The organism is Aquitalea aquatica (assembly GCF_013911085.1).
In the GTDB taxonomy this organism is placed as follows: domain Bacteria; phylum Pseudomonadota; class Gammaproteobacteria; order Burkholderiales; family Chromobacteriaceae; genus Aquitalea; species Aquitalea aquatica.
Genome location: NZ_JACERN010000022.1, coordinates 19,131 through 41,705, shown reverse-complemented (window position 1 = coordinate 41,705; position 22,575 = coordinate 19,131). Strand labels below are relative to the sequence as shown.

Here is a 22,575-nt window from a genome sequence, read left to right as displayed (position 1 = left end):
TGTCAGACAGATGGAGTTGCGGTTGCGGATTCGAGGCGGGCAGTCAGTTCCTGCGCCAGCGCGAGATAGGCCTGTGCACCGCGAGCATTGCGGTCGTACACCAGACCGGGCAGGCCATGACTGGGGGCCTCGGCCAGACGCACATTGCGCGGGATGACGGTTTCGAACACCTTGCTGCCAAAATGGCTGGCCAGCTGCTCGGACACCTGCTGTGAAAGATTACTACGTGCATCGAACATGGTACGCAGCAGGCCCATGATTTCAATGCGCGGATTCACCGCTGCGCGCACCTTGCGCAGGGTGGTGACCAGATCGGACAGCCCTTCCAGCGCATAGTATTCACACACCATGGGAATCAGCACGCTATTGGCGGCCACCAGGCCATTGAGCGTCAGCAGATTGAGCGAGGGCGGGCAGTCGATCAACACATAGTCGTACTGATCGTCGACCAGGCTGAGTGCGTTTTTCAGACGGGCTTCGCGGGCCAGCTCATTCACCAGTTCCAGCTCGGCTCCACCCAGGTCGCGGTTGGCGGGCAGTACGTGATAGCCGCCCTGCTTGGCGGGCTGGCGCACCTCTTCCACCGAGGCATCGCCCAGCAGCACGTGATACACCGACTGCTCGAGCGCCTGCTTGGCAATGCCGCTACCCATGGTGGCATTGCCCTGCGGGTCGAGATCCACTATCAGTACCCGCCGCCCCAACTCAGCCAGACCTGCTGCCAGGTTGACCACGGTGGTGGTCTTGCCGACCCCACCTTTCTGGTTGGCGACCGCGATCACCCTTGCATTCATTTAGCCACCATTCTCACCAGATGGCGTTCGGCGTCCAGACCGGGCACCGACACCGGCAATACTTCGGCAACTGCCACCGTCTCTGGCAGCAGCGAGATTTCTTCGTAGGGATAGACACCCTTCATCGCCAGGTACTGACCACCCTCGGCCAGCAGGTGCGGGGTGAGCTTGACGAACTCGGCCAGCTCGGCAAAGGCGCGACTGGTGATGCGGTCGAACTTCTGCTCCGGCTGGTAGGCTTCCACCCGGCTGGTGATGACCTCGACATTGGGCAAACCCAGCTCGATGACCGCCTGACGCAGGAAGGTGGTTTTCTTGTGGTTGGAGTCCAGCAGCACCACCTGCAGATCCGGCCGGGCAATGGCCGCCGGAATGCCGGGCATGCCGCCGCCTGAGCCTACGTCCAGCAGACGGGTACCGCCATTCAGGTGTGGCACCAGCGACAGGCTGTCCAGCAGGTGGTAGCTGACCATGCGCTGTTCTTCGCGCACGGCAGTCAGGTTATAGGTGTGGTTCCATTTGGCCAGCAGCGTCAGATAGCCATCCAGCAAGGCCAGCTGTTGTTCATTCAATCCCAGGGCCAGTTGATCCAGCCCGTTTTTCAGTTCTGCAGTATGTGTCATGCGCTTGGCTTGGCAATTATTCAATTTTGGCGTCGGTAAAACCGCGTTTCAGATGCACCATCAGCAGCGCAACGGCCGCCGGGGTGATGCCCTGGATGCGCGATGCCTGGCCCAGGTTTTCCGGGCGCTGCTGATTCAGTTTTTGTTGCACTTCCTTGGACAGACCCTTGACCAGAGCAAAGTCGATGTCGGCCGGCAGGCGGATGTCTTCCAGATTGTCACGCCGCGCCAGTTCTTCGTTCTGGCGGTTGATATAGCCTTGATATTTGACCTGAATTTCTACTTGCTCGGCAACCACGTCGTCCGCCACACCGCCAGCGGCCTCAGGCAGGGTCATCAGGTCGCGGTAGGCGACATTGGGGCGCTTGAGCAGGTCAAACAGGTTGTATTCACGCTCAATGCCCTTGCCCAGCAAGGTTTCCAGCGCAGCAGCATCCTGCAGTTTGGCCGGATGCAGCCAGGTGGTTTTCAGGCGCGTGGTTTCGGCTTCCACTGCATCACGCTTGCGGCAGAAGGCATCCCACTGCGCATCGCCTACCAGGCCCAGCTTGCGGCCCATGGTGGTGAGGCGCAAGTCGGCATTGTCTTCGCGCAGCTGCAGGCGGAATTCGGCACGGCTAGTAAACATGCGGTAAGGCTCGGACACGCCCTTGGTGATGAGATCGTCCACCAGCACGCCCAGGTAGCCCTCGTCGCGGCGCGGACACCAGCCCTCTTCATCCCGTGAATACAGGCCGGCATTCAGGCCGGCCAGCAGGCCTTGTGCGGCCGCCTCTTCATAACCGGTGGTGCCGTTGATCTGCCCGGCAAAGAACAGGCCCTTGATAGCCTTAGTTTCCAGCGTGGACTTGAGGCCACGCGGGTCGAAGTAATCGTATTCGATGGCATAGCCGGGGCGCAGGATATGGGCGTTTTCCATGCCGCGAATCGAACGCACCGCTGCCAGCTGGATATCAAACGGCAGGCTGGTGGAAATTCCGTTGGGGTAGAACTCGTGCGTGGTCAGGCCTTCCGGCTCCAGGAAGACCTGATGACTGTCCTTGTCGGCAAAGCGGTTGATCTTGTCCTCGATGGACGGGCAATAACGCGGGCCGACGCCTTCGATCACCCCGGTAAACATCGGGCTGCGCTCGAAGCCGGAACGGATGATGTCGTGGGTTTGCTGATTGGTATGGGTAATCCAGCACGGCAGCTGCTTGGGATGCATGCTGCGCTGGCCACGATAGGAGAACACCGGTTCCGGAGTATCACCCGGCTGCTCTTCCATCACCGAAAAATTGATGCTGCGGCCATCAATGCGCGGCGGCGTGCCAGTTTTCAGGCGGCCAACCGGCAAGGCCAGCTCACGCAGACGCGCACCCAAGGTGGACGCTGCCTGATCGCCGGCGCGGCCACCGGTGTAGTTTTCCAGACCGACGTGAATCTTACCGGACAAAAAGGTCCCTGCAGTCAGCACTACGGTACGGGCACGGAAAGTGATGCCGATGGCGGTGATGGCACCGGCCACGTGATCACCTTCGATCAGCAGATCATCCACCGGCTGCTGGAATAGCGTGAGATTGGGCTGGTTTTCCAGCATCTCGCGAATGGCCGCCTTGTACAGGATGCGGTCGGCCTGGGCGCGGGTAGCGCGCACCGCCGGCCCCTTCGAGGCATTGAGGGTGCGGAACTGGATACCGCCGATATCGGTGGCCAGCGCCATGGCGCCGCCCAGTGCATCCACCTCTTTCACCAGGTGACCCTTGCCGATGCCACCAATCGACGGATTGCACGACATCTGACCCAGGGTCTCGATATTGTGGGTAAGCAGTAGCGTGGCGCGCCCCATGCGGGCTGCGGCCAGTGCGGCCTCGGTGCCGGCGTGACCGCCGCCGACCACGATCACGTCAAATTGTGTGGGATAAATCATCTGGCTGTACTCGGAACCCCGTGCATGCGAACGACGCATGGGTGATGCGTGCAGGAAAAACGGCCTATTCTACGGCAAAACCGATAACCGTGTAAGTCATTGATTTACTTCGCCCCTGTTGTAACCCGGCGTTAAAACGCAGGTCATCCACAAGTCATATGACGGAAATGTCTTCGTCAAACAGGATGATTAGCATGTTTTGGACGGACAGCAGGCCAAAAAGCTGCTGCCAAATGAAGGAGTTGCCGCAACGACCGGCCCGACTAGACGAAAGCCCGAGCGACATTCCTTGCTGACAAAACTAGCATGCCACGCATGTTCCGAGGGGAGTAAGTCATGCAACTGAACGAAAGCGTTTCCGCCCGCCGCCAGCTGAAACTGGGAGTACGTGTCGCTGAAACCGCCGAAGACATCCGCCGCGCCCAGAAACTGCGCTTTGATGTCTTTGCCGGTGAAATGGGGGCCGAGTTGTCCTCGCAGCAACTGGGCATAGACTGCGACGAATACGATGCGCTGTGCGACCACCTGATTGTGGAAGACGCCAACAGCGGCCTGGTGGTGGGTACCTATCGCATGCTGCCGCCGGACATGGCACGGCGCGCCCCCTCGCTGTATTCCGAACACGAATTCGACCTCACCCGCCTGGACAATCTGCGCGATGGCCTGATCGAAGTCGGCCGCTCCTGCGTCCACAAGGATTTCCGCAGCGGTGGCGTGATTGCCCTGCTGTGGTCTGGCCTGGCCGACTATGTACAGAAAAAAGGCGGCGAATATCTGGCCGGTTGCGCCAGCGTCAGCCTGGCCGATGGTGGCCACCAGGCCGTCAGCCTGTATCGCCAGCTGGAAGCCAGCCACCTGTCCCCGGCCGAATGGCGCGTGTTTCCGCACCTGCCGCTGCCGCTGGACCGCATTCAGGACGATGCCGCCTCCTCGCCGATGCCACCGCTGATCAAAGGCTATCTGCGCGCCGGTGCCTTCATCTGCGGCGAACCGGCCTGGGACCCTGATTTCAACTGCGCCGACTTCTTCATGCTGTTGCCGATGAGCCGCCTCACCGGCCGCTACAACCGTCACTTCGTAGGCTGATTCACAGCCTGCCGCAGCCTTGCTGTGTCATCAGCCCGGACGAAACCCCCCGCTCGTCCGGGCTGTTCTGCTTTCAAGCTGCCGCCCAGCCCGGCAGCTGGCTGCTACAATCCGCCAGATGAGCTACCCGTTTGCAGCAGTCGGCATCGTCCACTCGCCCTACAAGGAAAAATTCGGCATCCCGCGCCAACCTTCGCTGGCCCCGGCCGCCGACGTCAGTGTGGAATTACTGCCGCCATTCAATCATCCGGACACCGTGCGCGGGCTGGAAGCCTTTTCCCATGTCTGGATCAGTTTCGTGTTCCACCAGACTGCCCGCCGCGGCTGGCAAGCACTGGTGCGGCCACCGCGCCTGGGCGGCAATGCCAAGGTGGGCGTGTTTGCCAGCCGCTCCACGCATCGGCCCAATCCGCTAGGCCTGTCGCTGGTGGAGCTGCGCGGCATCGACTTTCACGACGGCGTACGCCTGCAACTAGCCGGCGCCGACCTGCTGGATGGCACGCCGGTGCTGGACATCAAACCCTACATTCCCTTTGTGGAAGCCCGGCCGGAAGCCCGTGGCGGCTTTGTCGACGGCCCGCCGGCCTGCCTGCAGGTGGACTGGACTAGCACAGCGCTGCAACAGCTGGCCGCCCTGCCCTCCCCGCCGCCCACCCTGGCCGCCCTGATCGAACAAGTACTGGCGCAAGACCCCCGACCGGCCTATCAGGACGACCCGCAGCGCATCTATGGCGTGCGGCTGTATGACTACAACATCCGCTTCAGCGTGGCGGATAACCATGCCCGCGTGCTTGAAATACAGCGGCTTGCCCCGAACTAAAGTCACATGCCCCAGTCACACCGGGGCCCTTTACTCTGGAGAATAAAATCATGACACCTCGCGCGAAGACGATCATGCTCGCCTTCACCCTGGTTTCTGTCCTGGCGGCACCGTTCGCGGAAGCCGCTCGCCTGGGCGGAGGCAAGAGCGCCGGCATGCGCCGCTCGGCCCCGACCAAGAGCTACCAGCAGCCCACCCCGATGCCGGCACCCGCACCGCAAGCTGCTCCGCAAGCACAGCCCAAGAAAGGTCCGGGCGTAGGCACGGCCATTGCCGCCGGTGCCGCTGGCGCAGCAGCCGGCTACATGCTGGGTTCGGCCATGAACAGCAATCACGCCTCCGGTAATGCATCAGAAGCCGCCAGCGGCTCCAGCTTCCCATGGGGCACACTGGCCTTGCTGGGCCTGCTGGGCATTGGTGGCCTGATGTGGTTCCGCCGCAAGAATGCCGCCACGGCAGCACCGATGAACACCCCGATGCCGGCTGGTAACGCTCCTGTATTCAATAGCAGCAGCCAGGATGCCGCCCGCTTCGATCCGATTCCCAAGATCGGCTCCGGCCTGGGTCAGGCACCGTCTTACGGCGGCGCTGCGGCAGCCATGGCAGGCGGTGCACCCGCCCGCCTGCCGGATGGCACGGAAACGCCGAACTTCCTGCGCCAGGCCAAAGCCACTTTCCTGCATCTGCAAAGCCTTAACTCACCGGACAGCCTGGAAGAAGTACGCAAGTACATGACGCCGGATCTGTTCGAAGGCCTGCGCAACGACATCGCCGGCAATGGTGATGTGGCGGACTTCCCGCAGCTGGACTGCCAGCTGGCCGAAGCCGTGGAAGAGGCCGGTCGTTATATCGCCACCGTGCGCTTCTCCGGCACGGTGAGCGAATCGGTCAACGCCCCGGCAGTGCCGTTTAGCGAATACTGGCACTACATCAAGGATGGCAGCACCGGCGGCAAATGGCTGGTGGCAGGCATTCAGCAGGAGTAATTTCCTTCTTTTATGCGGATTTATCTCAACGGGCCCAGTCGGGCCCGTTTTTTATTATCCGGCCATGCTCTACACTGGAATGCCAATTGCTAGAGAGATTGGCTTACGGGCCAGCAAGAGCCCCACTCCAGGAAGGAATGTACTGTAATGAAACGTTTCGAGCATGCCGGTCTGACCCTTGGCAGCCATTTTCAGCCCATCTACAGCCTGGCGCATCGCCGCACGGTAGGGGTGGAGGCCTTGTTGCGCGCCGAGCAGAACCAGCTGCCACTCTCCCCAGCCGAGGCCTTTTACGCCATGGTGTCGCCAGAACGGCGTCACGGGCTTGATCTGGCCGTGAGCCAGGCGCATGTCCAGCATTTTTCCCAGCTGGAACAAGCCCATCCGCACTGGCTGTTCCTCAATGTCGATGCCGCCTCGCTGTCGCGCCCCGAGCGCGCCATGGCGCTGGCCAACTCCATCCGCGAAGCCGGCTTGCAGCCTGGCAATGTGGTACTGGAAGTGCTGGAACATGTGCTGGAAGTGGATGAAGCGCTGATCGAAGGCGTTAATCTGCTGAAGAAAACCGGTTTTCTGATCGCCATCGACGACTTCGGCGTCGGCCATTCCAACCTGGACCGGGTCTGCCAGCTGGAGCCGGACCTGGTGAAATTCGACAAGGACTTGCTGCGCAGCGCGGTGAGCCAGCCACGCACCCGCAATCTACTGTCCAGACTGGTGCGTCTGATGCACGAAATTGGTGCATTAGTGGTGGAAGAAGGCATCGAAACCGAAAACGACGTACTGGTGGCGCTGGAATCCGGCTGCGATCTGGTACAGGGCTACTATGTGGCACGGCCCAGCCTGACCCCGGACCCGGACGACATCATCACCAAACGGCTGGATTCGCGCTGGGACGAGCTGATGGTGCGCGACTTGCTCAAGCGCAAGATCACCCGCCGCCAGATCGAGCTGGCACGGCAGGCTTTTGTACAATCAGCCATTTCGCTGATGCAGGGCACCCCGTTTGATCAGGCGGCCACACCGATGCTGGCCATGCCAGACGTAATCCGCTGCTTCCTGCTGGACAGCGAGGGCCGCCAGATTGGCCGCAACCTCAACAGCCGCCACAACACCGTGGCCAGCAACCTGAAATTTGCCCCGCTAGCCGACACCACCGGTGCCGTGTGGTCGCGCCGGGCCTATTTCCAGCACGCCATCGACCAGCCCGGCGTGCTGTACATGAGCGAGCCTTATCTGTCGATGACCGACACCCGCTCCTGCGTGACGCTGTCGATGGCGATTGAAATCGACGAAGCCATGCACGTGCTGTGTGCCGACGTACTCGCCCCGCGTGTACACAGCAGCCACGGCTGAAAACGGCAAAAGCAGCAATAAAAAAGGACCGCACGCGGTCCTTTTTCGTTTCCAGCTGCCGGCTTACTGCGCCGGGGCAATCTCGGTGATGTTTTCAAACAGGGTAACCACCTTCTGCACCCCTGCGGTTTCGCTCACCACTTGTGCAGCGGCCTGGCCCTCGGCCGGCGTTACCAGGCCCAGCATGTATACCACGCCACGCTCGGTCACTACCTTTACCTGATTGGGCGAATAGCCCTTGCCATCCAGCATGCGGGTACGCACCTTGCTGGTGATCCAGGTATCGTTGCTACGCTCGGACAGGCCGGACGCCGGTGCCACCACCGTGTAGTTGTACACCCGGCGGACATTGGGCATGCCGCGGGCAATCAGCTCGGCCTGCTGGCCGGCCTCGGCCGTCGGTACCTCACCGGTCAGCAGCACGGCGCGGTTGTAGCTGGTGGCGTTGACATGGGCAGATGGCAGCTTGTCGCCAATCTGGTGCGATACCTTCACTTCGATGCTCTGGTCATCCACATAGGCACCACTGGAACGACGGTCGGTAGCCACCAGCGCACCGCCGGCCACACCGCCAGCCGCCAGGGCAAAGCAACCGGACAAGGCACTGGACAAACCAGCAGCCAGCAACAGGGTCAGGACTGTGTGTTTCATTTACTCGCCTCCCAACAGCATGTAGTCAATCGCATCGCACAGTGCATGCACCAGCAGGATATGCACCTCCTGAATGCGCGCAGTACGCAATACCGGCACATTCAGCTGAATGTCTTCCGGCGACAGGATTTCACTGATCTTGCCGCCGTCCTTGCCGGTGAGGGCAATCACGCCCATGCCGCGTTCGTGGGCGGCATAGATGGCTTCGATCACATTGGCAGAATTGCCCGAGGTGGAAATGGCCAGCAAGAGGTCGTTGGTATGCCCCAGCGCACGTACCTGCTTGGAAAAAATCATGTCGAAATCGTAGTCGTTACCAATGGCGGTAAGGGCCGAGGTATCGGTTGCCAGAGAAATGGCCGCCAGACCCGGGCGCTCTTTTTCAAAGCGTCCCAGCATCTCTGCGGCAAAATGCTGGGCATCTGCTGCCGAGCCGCCATTGCCGCAGGCCAAAATCTTGCCCTCGTTCATCAGGCAGGTCACCATGCGCTCGGCCGCCAGTGCCACGGCTGGCGACAGCAACTCCATTGCCTCCTGCTTGGCAGCGATGCTTTCCAGAAAATGTCCGTTGACGCGTTCAATCAGGTCCATGCTTTTCCTCGTAGCAGCCAACCGGGGGCTGCTATGCAAAAATGTTTTTCAGCCACTGTAGCGGCTGCTCGCCTTCACTCAGCACAGCATCAAAACGACAAGGTGCGTCTACTACCCTATCGGACAGGTAGACTGCCGCCGCGTGCATGAGTTTCCTTTGTTTGTTTGCGGTAATGCTGTAAGCGGCACCGCCAAAGCGGGCGCTGGCACGATGGCGCACCTCGACGAACACCCAGCTGCGGCCATCACGCATGATCAGATCGATTTCGCCACCCCGGCACAGCCAATTGCGCTCCACCAGTTGCAGCCCCTGTCGCAACAGGAAGGACAAGGCCCGCTCTTCCGCCAGCCTGCCCTGCTCATTCATGGGGTTTACTCGCCCTCGCCAATCAGCGACACCGGCAACTGGCGGTCGAACACACGGTCGCGCCCCAGTTTCAAATCACCGGTCACGCCATCCAGCTTGATGCTGGCCGGATTACGGCTGGTCGCCAGTTGCAAGGCCAGGCGATAGGCATCAATCCCCAGCGCGTACAGCCGCTCGGTTTGCAAGGTCAGCGTACTGGCCGGCCGCGCATAACGCTTCACCGCCGGATGCTGCGGCATCAGGAACCAGGGCATGTCGATAAAACGGATACCGGCCAGTTGCCGGTCTGGTGTGCGGGTGCTGATCTGCGAGGTGGCATACACCGCCAGCTCGGGCAACAGCGCAGGCTTCAGCCGTGCGGCCTCGGCCGGCTCCACTGCCAGAAACACCGCATCCGCCCGCCCGGCCGCCACGGCCAGCTCAGACAGATTGTGGCCGTTGTCTTCCATCTGCTGTGCATCCTTGCCTGCCTGGCTGCGCCATTCGTCGGCAAAAGCCTGCTTCAGCCGGCTGGACAGCACTTCGCCATCGGTAATGATCAGCGGATTGGCCCGGCCATCATCGCGCATCAGCCGGGCAATCTGCCGGGCTTCCACTTCCACATTCAAGGCCAGGGTAAACAGCTTGGGGCTGGTGGGCACATCGCGCCCCACCGCATTCAGCGCCAGCGTCGGCACGCTGACATAGGGAGCCACCGCAGCAATGCCGGTGCGCGACAGCGGGCCGATCATCACATTCACCCCGCCGGCCACCGCCTCCCGATAACGTTGGGCGGCATTGTGCTCATCCGCATCAATCACCACCACCTCGGCCTGTGGATCAACCTCATGCGCTGCTTCCACCCCGCTGCGCACCACCGCCGCCGCCTCGCCCAGCAGGCGCGACTCGGTAGGCAGCAACAGGCCTATTTTCACCCGCGACGCCATCTTGCCCGGTGCGGGCAGGGGCTTGGCCTGCGGTGCCATGGCTGGCGCAGATGCCGGCGCAGTCTGCGCCCGAACCGCCGCACCAGCCGCGCTATTGAGCGGCGCGGCATTGAGTTGGATGATATAGTCCGGTGCCTGCGCCTGCGCAGCCGTCAACCATGTCATCATGACGCCAACCAACAGCGGAGCCAGTCTTTGCATACTTCGTTCGCTCACTTGCTTGAATCTGCACGGGAAAGTTTCTGTCGCGGCACATTATATGTGGTGGCCACCCCCATTGGAAACCTGGGAGATGTTACCGCGCGTGCGCTGACTGCCTTTGGCGTGGCCGATGTGGTGTGCGCCGAAGACACCCGCGTCACCGGTAGCCTGCTGACAGCATACGGCATTCACGCCAACAAACTGGTCAGCCTGCGCGAACACAACGAACGCAGCATGGCCGAACAAGTCATCCGCTGGCTGGCCGAAGGCCAGATCGTGGTGCAAGTATCCGATGCCGGCACCCCTGCCGTGTCTGACCCCGGCGCCCGGCTGGTAGAAGCCGTGCGCGCTGCCGGCCACCCGGTACGCCCCATTCCCGGCGTATCCGCCGTCATCACCGCCCTGTCCGCCAGCGGCTTTACCAATAATGCCTTTCTGTTTCACGGCTTTTTGCCGCCCAAAAGCGGCGAACGCCGCCGCACCCTGCAGCAATGGCTCAGTGCCGACCACCTGGTGGTGTGCTACGAAGCCCCGCACCGCATCGTCGACACCCTGCAGGACATCGTGGCCGAGCTGGGGCCGCAACGCCGGCTGATGCTGGCGCGAGAGCTGACCAAAACCTTTGAAACCTTCCACAGCCTGCCCGCCGGCGAACTGCTGGAATGGGTCAAGGCCGACAGCAACCAGCAGCGCGGCGAAATCGTGCTGATCATCGACGCCGCCCCGCAGCCTGACAGCGACGAAGCGCTGCCGGAAGAAGCGGTGCGCATCATGAACATCCTCAGCGCCGAACTGCCGATGAAACAGGCCTCCACCCTGGCCGCCCAGATCAGCGGAGCCAACCGCAAGCAACTTTATGACCATGCGCTGAAATTGAAAAAGGACGCCGCAGAGTGATTTACAAGGGCAGGCAGATCAGATAGACTTGCCTCCTCTTGCGATGCCCGGGTGGCGAAATCGGTAGACGCAGGGGATTCAAAATCCCCCGCCGCAAGGTGTGTCGGTTCGAGTCCGACCCCGGGCACCAAGTCCTTACCAGATAAGGATTTCCGCAAGAATCAAAACAGCGCCGCAAGGCGCTTTTTTGTTGCCTGTCGTTTTCGCAAGCCTCCCCAGCACACCGAGCGCAGATCATGTTAGTTGCGCCCGAACACCTGCCGTCATCACGGCCTGCATACCGCCAACATCCCCCTATGCGTGCTGTGTGCTATCTACCATCTCCACGTCCATTTCTCACTGACGTTCCGCCCGGCAAAAGCCCATCTTCATGGTGTCTCCTGGTCCCTTCAAGCCGGAAGTGATTGCCGGATACAAGGCGCGCAGAGCCTGCGAAGTGCTGCACAAGGCGGAAATGCTGGACCGCCCCAAAGGCCGCGATGCCTGGACGGTGAACGGCGGAAAAAGCATTGGCCAGGTGTATCGCATGCACCTGTACCAAGTCATGCCGGGCGAGGAGGAAGAAGGGGGGTAAATTCTCACGTAAGGAAAAAACTGCCGCCAACACCGCCAACCCGCCAATTCTTATGTAACTCTATTGATTTATATAGGTTTATTTGTTGGCGGTGAGTTGGCGGTGTTGGCGGTAGTCACGTCTGAAATCCACCCCCTCCCGCCCAGTTGGCGGTTTCAGGGTGGCTGTTGGCGGCAAAATTGGCGCAACCGCCAACAACTTAATCATTACAGATCAATAACTTAGACACGAGTTGGCGGTGTTGGCGGCATTGGCGGCGGTTTTTGCTACATACGTGAGAAAAAAGAAGCGCTGTTTAAAATCAATCGGCATATCATTTAAGCCTAATTGTGCCAGCCTAGATACAAGGACGTTGCATGGCAAAGCTACGCTACACCCGCGAGCAACTGAACCGCGCAAAAGCGCTGATTGGTGAAGAATGGCCCAACAACTTGAGCGACGAGAAACTAGAAGAACTGTTGGTCAGCACCCTCAAGCGCAAAGCCAAGGATTTGACCTTAAGCGGTGAGACTCCGGATCCACTGACCGGCATCGACTACGACCCGAAGCGACAGGCCGACCAAACCTTGGTCAAGGGCCTATCACTGCAACGGATGCTATTCGAAATGCTGCATCCTGGCATTACCCTATCGACCTACCACGAGCGCGAAGCCGAGAAGACCGCCGCCAGGTCGCAACTGCAAAACGTCAGCGCGTCCTTGGCTCAACGTATCCAATCTGCTCAACGCGTCATTGCTATGCACTACGCCCGCTCTGTTTGGGATGGGATCGATCACAAGAAACCGCTGGGATTCCTGCATCACCCTGGCCTTGCTGAATACACCGCCCACTATCTGAATTCCTCGCCAGACCAAGCTCACAGTCAATTTGGTGAGGATGTTGCGCTGGATCTTTTAAATCAGTACCCAGCACCTTCTTTATTAAAAATCAATGCTGGTTTTAGTTATTGGCTAAACTAAATTAATTAAGATAGAAATGATACAAGCAGAGCGAAACCATTAATTTCAGTGATGAGTAAAACTGTGAAAATGAAACTCCTAACAATTAAGAGTTGAAGTGGAATATTCATGCTTGGTGCGATCTAAAGATGAGCATATCTGCCTGATGGAGACAGCCCAAGCATCCAGAAAATCTGAAGCAATTCGTTCCTCATCTGGCATTAGCCATTTAAATTTATTTTATCTTTATTAGCACGATAGGCTATAAAATGTCTGAATTATCTATAAAAATAGAATATGAAAATAACCGCAAAAAGCCAGCCGCAGTTTTTGAGGCCATGGCTCAATACATTGAGGCATACCAAGACTTTAGTCAGCTATTAATCAGCTCAGTTGGAATTAAAGCAGACTTTGAATTTCAGCTTGACGATATCAAAGAAGGCTCTATTCTTAGCAAACTATCAGCCTTACCTGGCTTGATAGACAAGGGACTAGAAGAAATATTCTACGCAGCTGGAAATAGAACAATGGCAAAATTAAAAGGGCAAACTAGCACAGAAGAAGATGTTGAGAGTTTGGGCGCGGAATTGGAAGCCGATATAGCCAAGAGGATATCAGGAGAAATAGCTTCACCTATGATTGACCGAACCAAATTAGCCTTTGTACTAAGGGAGTTCTCTCAAGCAAATGAGAAGCTAAACAAAGGAGAAAAAGTAAGCTTTCATTCGAAGGATGAGAGATCGAATATTTATCACTTGGACACAGATTGGCGCTTTACTGGAAATCCGGCTGAAATGTTTCAAGGTGATATCGAGCATCATGATGTAGAGGGTAGCTTCTATGCCGTTATGGCAGTTAATGAGGGAAATGCTTTGTGGTGTTTTAAAAGCATTGAGATGAATCGCAGAATACATGCTACCATTACACACAAAGATTGGCTGAGTAGATATCAAAATGGTCTCATTCAGCCTATTGGCCCCAAAGATGTTATAAAGGCACGCGTTGCATATGACATTTACACCCCTCCCAAAGGACGAGGAAATCCAACAATAAGAAATGCAAAAATAATTGATGTAATTCAAATAATTCGCAACCAGAGTGGATACCAGTATGAATTCGGTGGAAATCAATAGAGAGAAATCAGTTATATTCACCGAATTAAAAACTGACTATTTATATATCGCAATTCCTTTTTTGCTTCTAATTGCAATTAAGCTATACATGGGAGAGTGGCGGGATGTAATCCTCAGTACTGACTGGTCACTCGCATCCTGCTTAATATTTGGCCAAAGTGCGTCAAAATTATCACGAGCCGCAGTAGCTTCTAAAAATATGATAGTCGAGCAAAATTTCGGTTGGTATACCGCCAAAAGATTTTTATTAATTGTAGCATCTCTAGCTGTATATTTTGGAATGATTGCAAAACCCTCGCTTAGCCTAGCTTTTTCTCAAATATTTCTTTTCCTAATCGCAAGTTTCTTTCACTTCAAAGATGGATTTGCAGCTCTATTAATAATAAGAAATAAACAATAATGATTCTTCTTTCTTTTCTATATATGGCAATTCCCATTATAAATTTTCAATAGCTATCGATGAAAAATAGCGAGTTACCGAAATTGTGGATTTTGAGCTGTGAATAGGTGCAGCGTTGTCAGCTATACACTTGATACGGATACAGTGTCCCCCATGCTAGCGTCTGGCCTCATTTGCAGAAAAGCAACTATAAGTGGATGTTGCCCAAACATCTGATTTGAATCGAATGTTGCCGCTCGCCAATAGAACTGAGTCGCTATCGAAGAGCTACGGACATGGCTGAACCGATTACCATTATCCCCATCCTGTAGCTCACGGCACCTACAAGCTGTGTATAGATTTGTGTACAGATCAAGTTTCCACAAACTAAAAATCACAACCTGTATTGGCTTTCCAGCCACACTTCGATAGAGACCCCGCCTAATAAGCCCAGAACCCCGCACAGCACCATGCTCTGCGGGTTTTTATTGTCCTGTGCGATCCGGCAAGTCCAATCCGGTGTGAACCAGTCGCTCTACCCCGTTGCCGCCGGTCTACTCCGGGCGTGCGGGTATTGAGGCACAGCGCAGTTGCCATCCAGCACACATCCCCGCCTGACGCTTGTCCGCATCTTCCCACCAGCGCAGCTGGCCGGCGCTGTCACCAGCTTGCCCGTCTGGGTGGTTTTTGTTCATGACTCTTGCGTTCAGCGGCATCATGGATATGATGAATTCATTTTTCAGCCACCACCCTTGGAGGGATTGCCATGTCGGATGCCCTGGCCCAGCAGGAAGCTGTCGGTTCCCGTTTTTCCCTTGCCAAAATGCGCCATGCGCGTGACAAGACCTTCGAGGCGGTGCGGCTGATTGCGGCGCAGATTCGTCCCGGCATGGACGAGCAGCAGGCCAAGGACCTGGCGCGGGCGACGCTGGCGCGCATGGGGATGGAGCGGATCTGGCATGGCATCATCATCCGTTTTGGCCATTCAACGCTAAAAACCTTCAAGCAGAAAATCGACCCAGACAATGTGCTGGGTGAGCACGATATTTTCTTTATCGACCTGGGGGTGGTGTGGGATGGCCACGAGGGCGATGCCGGCGCTACCTTTGTAGTGGGGCAGGATGCGGACATGCATGCCTGCGCGGCAGCGGCCCGCACGCTGTGGCAGCTGGTCAGCGAAAAGTGGCAGCAGGATGGCTGCGCCGGCAGTGCGCTGTACGACTATGCGGCGGAGCAGGCTGCGGCCATGGGCTGGAAGCTGAATCTGGATATCAAGGGGCACCGGGTTTGTGATTTTCCGCACGCCATTTACCAGGCCGGTTCGCTGGGGGATTTTGCCGCCTGCCCGGATACCGGGGTGTGGATTCTGGAAATCCAGATTCGCCACCCCACGCTGCCGTATGGTGCGTTTTATGAAGACCTGCTGCTACGCGATGCCAAGCGCTGAAACATGCGCCACCGCAGCTAGCCAGGGGTTCAACTGCCCTTTTCATGAGGTTTTGCACGCTTGGCGGCTGGGCTGGCTGTGCCAACCCGTTTCCAGGCTGGCGGCTGACCATACAAGACATCCCCCCCACAGGCGCTGGCCAGTAGCGGCCAGTCACCCAGTGGGTGATAACGCGGCCTGCTGCCGGGCTGCGCTCAGAACTGGTAATTCAGCGCGGTATACAGCGAGCGGGCTGCACCCGGCACGCCAGTTCCCCATTCACCCATCCCGCTGGGGTTCTTCGCCATGGTCCGGCCCTGGCCGGTATAGGCCCCGCCCAGCGGCTGTACGTAGTAGCGATTGAACACATTGTCCACGCCCACATCCACGCTGAACTGCTTCCACTCATAGCGGCTGCGCAGGTTGAACAGGCTGTAGCCCGGCGTTTTGATTTCATTACGCACGGCCGAGACAGCGGTCTTGGCACGCACCAGCTGCAGTTCGGCGGTATTGCTCCACTGGCCCAGGGTGTGCACCAGCGCCAGCTTGGCATTCAGCGGCATAATGTTGTACAGATTGTCGCCGGTAGTCAGGTTTTCGCCACGGGTGTAGCTGAGCTGGGCGGTGGCATCGACACTGCCGTATTGCGGGCCATTGGCCAGCCGCAGCTTGCCGCTGACATCCACGCCGTATAGCTGGGCGTTCTGATTGACGTATTGCAGGGTGACATAGCTGTTGGTGCTGCTCAGGTTGCTGCTACCCCCACACAGGCTGGTGCCGCAACGCTGGGCATCGATGTAGTTTTGCACATAGCTGTAGTAGGGGCTGATTTTCAGGCCCCAGGCCTTGCCATCGGCGGCGCGCCAGTCGGCACTGCTGCTGAGGGTATGCGCCACTTCCGGCTTCAGGTTGGGGTTGCCGAAGTAGCCGTTACCATCACCGACAAAATTATTCATGATGGCGGCCATGCCCATGCTGGACCAGGTATAGCGCTCGTACAGATTGGGCGAGCGGGTTTTCTGGGCATAGGCCAGTTCGTACTGCTGCCCGGCCGACGGGGTGTAGCGTACCAGGGCGGACAGGTCGATATTGTGGTCGGTCTGTTGATGGTTCAGCGCGTTGAAGGCAGCGGCATCGGTGGCATAGGAGGCCATGCTGTTATAGCCCGCCACATTGCCGGCATTGCTCTTTACCTGGGATGCACGCAGGCCGAGAATGCTGCGCCATTGCGGTGTCCAGTCGGCCTGCCATTCGGCAAACACATCCAGCTTGTCGCGCGTGCCGTCCTTAATGTTCCAGAAGGTATTGGGGCTCATCATGCCCATGCCGCTGCCGGCGGCAGGCCACCAGTCATTCAGGCCATAACGCAGGAATTCGGCCCCCAGCTTCAGTTGGTCGCGCGGGCTCAGTGGCAGATCAATCACCAGCGCCCCGCCCAGGGTGTGGCTGGCGGTGTCCATCGGCATGCCGCCATAGCTGCCGTATACGGTTTGCTTGTCATCGCCAAAGTCCATGCTGTGCCGCACATACTGGTTGTACAGCCGTGCATCCAGCTCGCCCCAGCCAAACTGGCCGTTGTAGTGCAGGTTGAACTGGCTGCTGCTGTTGTCGGTCATGTCCATGCGCTGGTTGGCAAAGCCTTCGTACGGGGTGTTTTGCACGCCCACCTTGGCTTCCAGCAGCTGGTAGCTGTCGCGCCAGGCCACGCTGACTTCGTGGTTCTGGGTGTGGTAAGCGCTGGAGCCTACTGTGTCGCCATCCAGCCAGGCGCGGCCGGTGGAGGCACCGGCACTCTTGAATGCGGCAGCGGCATCGTAATTGCCGGAGCGGGCGGTAGAGCCGCTGTAGTTGATGCTGACATGGTCATTGGCCAGCGTGGCGGACAGATTGGCACCGCTGGCATCGCCATTGCTGCGGTAATAGGCGCCCATCTGGCCGGTCAGCAGGGTTTGTCCGGTTTCGGCAAAGCGCGGGGCGGCGGCCTTGGCCACGATGACGCCACCGATATGATCGCCACCGGCGCTGACCGGGGCGCTGCCGTTATACACCTGCACGCTGTCCACCTTGCTGGCATCCATATAGGACAGCGGCGAGTTCATGTGATTGGGGCAGGAAGACACCAGGCTGATGCCGTCGGTCTTGATCAGCAGGCGGTCATCGGCCAGGCCACGTAATACCGGCAGGCTGGAAAAACCACCCGCACCATGCAGGCTGAGGCCGGGAATATCCTGCAACAGCTGGGCGCTGTCGCTGCTGCGGGCTTTCTGGGTGGCCAGCTGGGTCGCGTCCAGCGTGCTGCCATCGGCCAGATTAGCCGGGCGCGTGCCGTGCACCACCACCTCCGGCATGCTTTGCAGCGCATTCGTGTCTTCTGCCAGCGCGCTTTGACACAGCGCGGCCATGGCCAGGGCAACTGCCAGTACGGCAGGCTTCTGATGGTATTGCATGATGTTTCCCAAGTGAGCAACGGAATGGAATGCGGGCCAGGTCAAAGGCGCAACTTGCCTGCCATCTTGTTGGCAAGCCCATTCCGGCTGGAGGGGAACACAAAACAGGCTTGCAGGCGCTGCCAACAAACAGTTGTTTGCTTAACAGCCGGGGCGAGATTAGCAATTTGCTACCCGCTTGGGATGTGACCAATTGTCGCAGGGAGAGTGATGCAGCCAGACAGAGGGGGCCGTGGCAGCGCAGGGATTGCCGCCCGGTTCAGGGTGCAGGCGCGGCAAATGGCCGCAGTACGCTGCCTTCCAGTTGCAGCACCGGCCGCCAGGGGCCGCCGCTTGGGCCGATATTGATCAGGGTCTTGCCGCCCTGATAGCTCTGCAAACTGGTGCATTGCCGCAGATTGGCCGACTCCTTAGCCGATGCCGCAGGCCAGGCCGTAATTTGCTGGTAAGCCCCGTCGGCCGACAGTTGGTAGTATTGCTGCTCGGTGCAGTTTTCCTGCTGCGGCGGGCAGCCGTGCAGGCTGAACAGCAAGCTGCCATCCGGCAGAATGCGCGGGCGCATCTGATAGCGATCCGACTGCCGCCAGCGTGCGGGCGCATCCAGGCTCAGTAATTTGCGCAGTTGGCCGCTGGATGGCCGGAACAGGTAGAAATCTGCCCGGTTAGCGGTAAGGTGCGCAGCGCCCGGCCCCCAGCCGCCCAGCGCATCCCACACCGAATGGCTCTGCGTGTGCTGCGTCAGCGCCACGGCCAGCAGCTCGCAAGCCGGGCCAGCGCTATCCGCCACACTGATTGACACCACCGCAGCACGCACCGGCGCTGCGCATGACAAGCCCGCGAACCATAGCAACAATACCGGCAGACCGCGCATCGATTTGCTCCACGTAGGCTACCCGGCAGAGCTGACTGGCCGGGCCTGGAAGGACAAATTACACTGTCTGGCGGACAAACAACAGCAGGCACGCCATGACCGAACCCACACCAGACATGAACCAGGATATTCGCGATTTCCGCCAGCCCATGGTGACCTCGCTCGGCATCATTCTCGGCTTTCTGCTTGGCTTTCTTGGCCAGTGGGCCACCAATGACAATGGTGAATCCGCCATCCAGAGCCGCGCCGACTGGGTGGTGGCGCTCACGCTGGTTGCCGCCATCAGCATGATGCTGCTGGTGCTGTACCGGCTGCTGAATAACCGCTATCCGCTGCAGCGGGCCGGTCATTACTATCAGCACACCTTCCAGCTCTATATGTTGTCCATCGTGGTGGCCTTCAGCGGGGTCGTGGCGGCCCTGTTCGTGTAAACAGCCTGATATCGCGCAAAAGAGTGTGAGATGGCTTGCAATTGGCATGACAAGCCAGGAAATTGCTCAGTAAACTAGCGACTCTATGTGCAGGCAGCCTGCCATGGCCTGGAAGCACAACGGTCCGGTTGCTGCGCTGCCATTTTCCACTCATCTGCACTGGCTACCGTGAATAAAATCTGGCGCTCCTGGCTGATCAGCCTGCTGGTCGCCCTGCTTGCCTGCCTTATCGGCATGAGCGTGGTGTATTTCACTGCGCGGCAAGACGAAAACATCGTCCGCTCCCAGGCGCTGGCCGACGCCAGCGACCGTGGCAATGCGGTCAAGGTTGCCATCGACCACGCCCTGTCCTCCACCTATGCCCTTGGCGCCATGGTGCGGCAGGGCCGTGGCCAGCTGGATGAGTTTGATACCTTTGCCCGCCCGCTCATCATTTACTACCCTGGCGTGATGTCGCTGCAACTGGCTCCCTCCGGCGTAGTGCAGCAGATTTATCCGCTCAAGGGCAATGAAAAGGCCATCGGCCACAATCTGCTGGCCGACCCGGCGCGCAACAAGGAAGCCTTCATGGCGCGCGATACCGGCCAGATGACACTGGCCGGACCCTTTCCGCTTTTGCAGGGCGGCACCGGTGCCGTTGGCCGGCTGCCCATCTTCATCGGCCGCGACAACAACGGCAAACCGCACTTCTGGGGCTTTGCCATCGCTCTGGTGCGGTTTCCCGATGTACTGCAAGGGGCCGGGCTGAACTGGCTGCCGCAGCGCGGTTATCAATATCGCCTGTGGCGGCAGCATCCGGACACCAAGCAGGTGCAGATCATTGCTGGCGCAGACAGCAAAAACAAGCAACTAAGCGACCCGGTGCATTACCACATCAATATGCCGAACGGGATATGGACGCTGGATGTGCAGCCACAGGATGGCTGGCGCGACCAGCACCGCATCGTCATCAACAGTGCGCTGGTGCTGGTCATCAGCTTTCTGCTGGGCTGGCTGGCCTGGCAAATGCTGGAGCTGCGTCGCCACCGCGCCGAGCTGGCCCTGCTGGTAGCGCTGCGTACCCGTGCGCTGGCACAGGAAACCTCGGATCGTCAGGCTGCCGAACACGCGGCGCTGGCAGAAACCATACGCCAAGCTGCCCTGCTGCAAACCGCATCGGACGGCATCCATATCCTGAATGAACACGGCCAGCTCACCGAATTCAGCGACTCGTTCGCCAGCATGCTGGGCTATACCCCGGACGAACTGCGCCAGCGCCAATTACAACTGGCCGACTGGGACGATACCGTGCCGGCGGGCTTGTTCGAGCAGCTGCTGCAAGACGAAAGTGGACAAGGCTATTGCCTGGAAACCCGCCATCGCCGCAAGGATGGCAGCCAGATCGAGGTGGAGGTGAATGCCAAGGCGATGAATATTGGTGGCCGGCGCTATCTGTATGCTTCTTCGCGCGACATCTCCGAGCGCAAGCATGCCGAGCAGCTGCTGCGCATCGCCGCCACCGCCTTCGAAGCACAGGAAGGCATGGTGGTGACCGACTGCCACACCGTCATCCTGCGCGTAAACAGCGCCTTCAGCAAAATCACCGGCTACCAGGCTGAAGATGTTGTGGGCCGCAAGATCAACATCCTGCAATCTGGCCGGCACGACGCCGCCTTCTACCGCCGCCTGTGGCTCAGCCTGCGCGAACAAGGAGCCTGGCAGGGCGAAATCTGGAACCGCCGCAAGAACGGCGAAATCTACCCGGAGTGGCTGAGCATCAGCGCGGTGCAGGGCGACAATGGCGAAGTCAGTCATTATGTTGGCACCATGAGCGACATCACCCAGCGCAAGGCCGCCGAAGACAAAATCAAGCGGCTGGCCTTTTACGACCCGCTCACCCAGCTGCCCAACCGTCGCCTGCTGCTGGACCAGCTACAGGTCGCGCTGGACAGCAGCGCACGCCACCAGCAAACCGGCGCCCTGCTGTTTATCGACCTGGACAACTTCAAGACCCTCAACGACACCCTGGGCCATGACATGGGCGACCGGCTACTGCAGGAAGTGGCGGTACGCCTGAATGAGTGCCTGCGCAGCGGCGACACCGTGGCACGGCTGGGCGGTGATGAATTCGTGGTCATGCTGGAAAGGCTCAGCCCGTTGCAACAGCTGGCCGCGCAACAAACCCGCGAGCTGGGCCAGCGCATCCTGGACTCGCTCGCCCGCCCCTACCCCATGCTGGGAGGCACCCACCACAATACTTGCAGCCTGGGTGCGGTACTGTTCTTCGGCAATACCACCACGGTGGAAGAGCTACTGAAGCGGGCCGACCTGGCCATGTACCAGGCCAAGGCTGCCGGGCGCAATACGCTGCGCTTTTTCGATCCGGAAATGCAGCAGGCGGTCACCGCCCGCGCCGAACTGGAGGCCGACCTGCGCCGTGGCCTGCAACAGCAAGAGTTCCAGCTATTCTATCAACCACAGGTGGATGCCGACGGCCACATTACCGGTGCCGAAGCCCTGCTGCGCTGGCAGCGGCCGGAATACGGCCTGGTGACACCGGCCAGCTTTATCCCGCTGGCCGAAGAGTCCGGCCTGATCGTGCCGCTGGGCGAGTGGGTCTTGCACACCGCCTGTCGCCAGCTGGCAGCCTGGGCCGCTGATCCGGCTACCGCCCAGTTGGAGTTGTCGGTCAATGTCAGCGCCCGCCAGTTTCATCAGCCCGGCTTCGTGGCCATGGTCAGGATGGCGCTGCAGCAAAGTGGCGCCCCGGCGCGCAAGCTGAAACTGGAGCTGACCGAAAGCCTGCTGCTGCAGGATGTAGACGACACCGTGCGCAAGATGCAGGCACTGAAACAGGATGGCGTGGGCTTCTCGCTGGACGACTTTGGCACCGGCTATTCCTCGCTGTCCTATATCAAGCGCCTGCCGCTGGACCAGTTGAAAATCGATCAGTCCTTCGTCCGCGACATCGACAGTAATGTGAACGATGTCTCCATCATCCGCACCATTGTCGCCCTGGCCGGCAGCATGCAATTGCAAGTGATTGCCGAAGGGGTGGAAACCGCCAGCCAGCGCCAGTTTCTGCTACAACAGCACTGCCGCGCCTTCCAGGGCTATTTGTTCGGCAAGCCGATGTCGATTGGCCATTTCATGCGGCTGCTGACCAGCCGCTGACTGCGGCTAATAAAAT

At 59.1% G+C, this 22,575-nt stretch carries 21 protein-coding genes and 1 tRNA gene; 13 read left to right on the top strand and 9 right to left on the bottom strand.

Annotated features, from left to right (window positions below; genetic code table 11):
- Positions 1 to 2 precede the first annotated feature (2 nt).
- The 3 genes from H2Z84_RS06085 to mnmG are packed head-to-tail and all read right to left on the bottom strand — an operon-like array spanning position 3 to position 3,326.
- On the bottom strand, positions 3 to 794 hold the full coding sequence (locus tag H2Z84_RS06085) for a ParA family protein (protein ID WP_103523584.1): 792 nt from the start codon (positions 792 to 794) through the stop codon (positions 3 to 5).
- Entirely contained in the window at positions 791 to 1,417 is a 627-nt protein-coding gene (gene rsmG, locus H2Z84_RS06080; protein ID WP_103523585.1) for a 16S rRNA (guanine(527)-N(7))-methyltransferase RsmG, read from the bottom strand. The genes H2Z84_RS06085 and rsmG overlap by 4 nt, the downstream gene beginning before the upstream one ends.
- Before the next feature lie 16 nt (positions 1,418 to 1,433).
- Positions 1,434 to 3,326: a tRNA uridine-5-carboxymethylaminomethyl(34) synthesis enzyme MnmG gene (gene mnmG / locus H2Z84_RS06075; RefSeq protein WP_181835424.1), complete on the bottom strand. Its 1,893-nt coding sequence runs from the start codon at positions 3,324 to 3,326 to the stop codon at positions 1,434 to 1,436.
- Positions 3,327 to 3,662: 336 nt separating this feature from the next.
- Between mnmG and H2Z84_RS06070 the strand changes: the two genes are divergently transcribed.
- The 4 genes from H2Z84_RS06070 (at position 3,663) to H2Z84_RS06055 (ending at position 7,574) form a co-directional block, all read left to right on the top strand.
- Positions 3,663 to 4,412: a GNAT family N-acetyltransferase gene (locus H2Z84_RS06070; protein ID WP_103523587.1), complete on the top strand. Its 750-nt coding sequence runs from the start codon at positions 3,663 to 3,665 to the stop codon at positions 4,410 to 4,412.
- 118 nt (positions 4,413 to 4,530) lie between these two features.
- Positions 4,531 to 5,232 (top strand): tRNA (N6-threonylcarbamoyladenosine(37)-N6)-methyltransferase TrmO, encoded by a 702-nt coding sequence (tsaA, locus tag H2Z84_RS06065; protein WP_181835184.1) that lies wholly within the window; start codon positions 4,531 to 4,533, stop codon positions 5,230 to 5,232.
- A 50-nt stretch (positions 5,233 to 5,282) separates the two neighbouring features.
- Positions 5,283 to 6,218, top strand: coding sequence for a Tim44 domain-containing protein (locus H2Z84_RS06060; protein WP_181835183.1), 936 nt, complete (start codon positions 5,283 to 5,285; stop codon positions 6,216 to 6,218).
- 147 nt (positions 6,219 to 6,365) lie between these two features.
- Positions 6,366 to 7,574 carry a sensor domain-containing phosphodiesterase gene (locus tag H2Z84_RS06055; RefSeq protein WP_181835182.1) on the top strand — a complete coding sequence of 403 codons (1,209 nt, stop codon included), beginning with the start codon at positions 6,366 to 6,368 and terminating at the stop codon, positions 7,572 to 7,574.
- A 63-nt stretch (positions 7,575 to 7,637) separates the two neighbouring features.
- Here the strand turns inward: H2Z84_RS06055 and H2Z84_RS06050 are convergent, their stop codons facing one another.
- From H2Z84_RS06050 to H2Z84_RS06035, 4 genes are read right to left on the bottom strand one after another with little or no spacing between them, the layout of a single operon-like run.
- Positions 7,638 to 8,225, bottom strand: coding sequence for a BON domain-containing protein (locus tag H2Z84_RS06050; RefSeq protein WP_181835181.1), 588 nt, complete (start codon positions 8,223 to 8,225; stop codon positions 7,638 to 7,640).
- On the bottom strand, positions 8,226 to 8,816 hold the full coding sequence (locus tag H2Z84_RS06045) for a phosphoheptose isomerase (protein WP_103523592.1): 591 nt from the start codon (positions 8,814 to 8,816) through the stop codon (positions 8,226 to 8,228).
- Positions 8,817 to 8,847: 31 nt separating this feature from the next.
- A complete protein-coding gene (locus H2Z84_RS06040; protein WP_181835180.1) occupies positions 8,848 to 9,183 on the bottom strand; it encodes a YraN family protein in 336 nt (111 codons plus the stop codon).
- Positions 9,184 to 9,188: 5 nt separating this feature from the next.
- Positions 9,189 to 10,277, bottom strand: coding sequence for a penicillin-binding protein activator (locus H2Z84_RS06035; RefSeq protein ID WP_258869314.1), 1,089 nt, complete (start codon positions 10,275 to 10,277; stop codon positions 9,189 to 9,191).
- Between the two features lie 27 nt (positions 10,278 to 10,304).
- Here H2Z84_RS06035 and rsmI point away from each other — a divergent pair, with 27 nt between their 5' ends.
- The 7 genes from rsmI (at position 10,305) to H2Z84_RS06000 (ending at position 15,678) form a co-directional block, all read left to right on the top strand.
- Positions 10,305 to 11,207, top strand: a complete 903-nt coding sequence (rsmI, locus tag H2Z84_RS06030) for a 16S rRNA (cytidine(1402)-2'-O)-methyltransferase (protein WP_181835178.1) — start codon at positions 10,305 to 10,307, stop codon at positions 11,205 to 11,207.
- A gap of 45 nt (positions 11,208 to 11,252) precedes the next feature.
- Positions 11,253 to 11,337: transfer RNA gene (locus H2Z84_RS06025), tRNA-Leu, on the top strand.
- 240 nt (positions 11,338 to 11,577) lie between these two features.
- Positions 11,578 to 11,781, top strand: coding sequence for a hypothetical protein (locus H2Z84_RS06020; protein ID WP_181835177.1), 204 nt, complete (start codon positions 11,578 to 11,580; stop codon positions 11,779 to 11,781).
- Positions 11,782 to 12,137: 356 nt separating this feature from the next.
- Entirely contained in the window at positions 12,138 to 12,740 is a 603-nt protein-coding gene (locus tag H2Z84_RS06015) for a hypothetical protein (RefSeq protein WP_181835176.1), read from the top strand.
- A gap of 248 nt (positions 12,741 to 12,988) precedes the next feature.
- Positions 12,989 to 13,852 carry a hypothetical protein gene (locus H2Z84_RS06010; protein ID WP_181835175.1) on the top strand — a complete coding sequence of 288 codons (864 nt, stop codon included), beginning with the start codon at positions 12,989 to 12,991 and terminating at the stop codon, positions 13,850 to 13,852.
- Positions 13,830 to 14,252 (top strand): hypothetical protein, encoded by a 423-nt coding sequence (locus H2Z84_RS06005; RefSeq protein WP_181835174.1) that lies wholly within the window; start codon positions 13,830 to 13,832, stop codon positions 14,250 to 14,252. The genes H2Z84_RS06010 and H2Z84_RS06005 overlap by 23 nt, the downstream gene beginning before the upstream one ends.
- 745 nt (positions 14,253 to 14,997) lie before the next feature.
- Positions 14,998 to 15,678 (top strand): M24 family metallopeptidase, encoded by a 681-nt coding sequence (locus tag H2Z84_RS06000; protein ID WP_181835173.1) that lies wholly within the window; start codon positions 14,998 to 15,000, stop codon positions 15,676 to 15,678.
- A 194-nt stretch (positions 15,679 to 15,872) separates the two neighbouring features.
- Here H2Z84_RS06000 and H2Z84_RS05995 read toward each other — a convergent pair whose 3' ends face one another.
- Both H2Z84_RS05995 and H2Z84_RS05990 read right to left on the bottom strand, forming a co-directional pair.
- Complete coding sequence (locus tag H2Z84_RS05995; RefSeq protein WP_181835172.1) at positions 15,873 to 18,104, bottom strand: TonB-dependent receptor; 2,232 nt, start codon at positions 18,102 to 18,104, stop codon at positions 15,873 to 15,875.
- A gap of 259 nt (positions 18,105 to 18,363) precedes the next feature.
- Positions 18,364 to 18,975: a hypothetical protein gene (locus H2Z84_RS05990; protein ID WP_181835171.1), complete on the bottom strand. Its 612-nt coding sequence runs from the start codon at positions 18,973 to 18,975 to the stop codon at positions 18,364 to 18,366.
- A gap of 95 nt (positions 18,976 to 19,070) precedes the next feature.
- On the opposite strand from H2Z84_RS05990, the gene H2Z84_RS05985 reads away from it, so the two are divergent.
- Positions 19,071 to 19,406, top strand: a complete 336-nt coding sequence (locus H2Z84_RS05985; protein WP_103525006.1) for a hypothetical protein — start codon at positions 19,071 to 19,073, stop codon at positions 19,404 to 19,406.
- A 168-nt stretch (positions 19,407 to 19,574) separates the two neighbouring features.
- Positions 19,575 to 22,559, top strand: a complete 2,985-nt coding sequence (locus H2Z84_RS05980) for a bifunctional diguanylate cyclase/phosphodiesterase (RefSeq protein WP_181835170.1) — start codon at positions 19,575 to 19,577, stop codon at positions 22,557 to 22,559.
- The last annotated feature ends 16 nt before the right edge of the window (positions 22,560 to 22,575 follow it).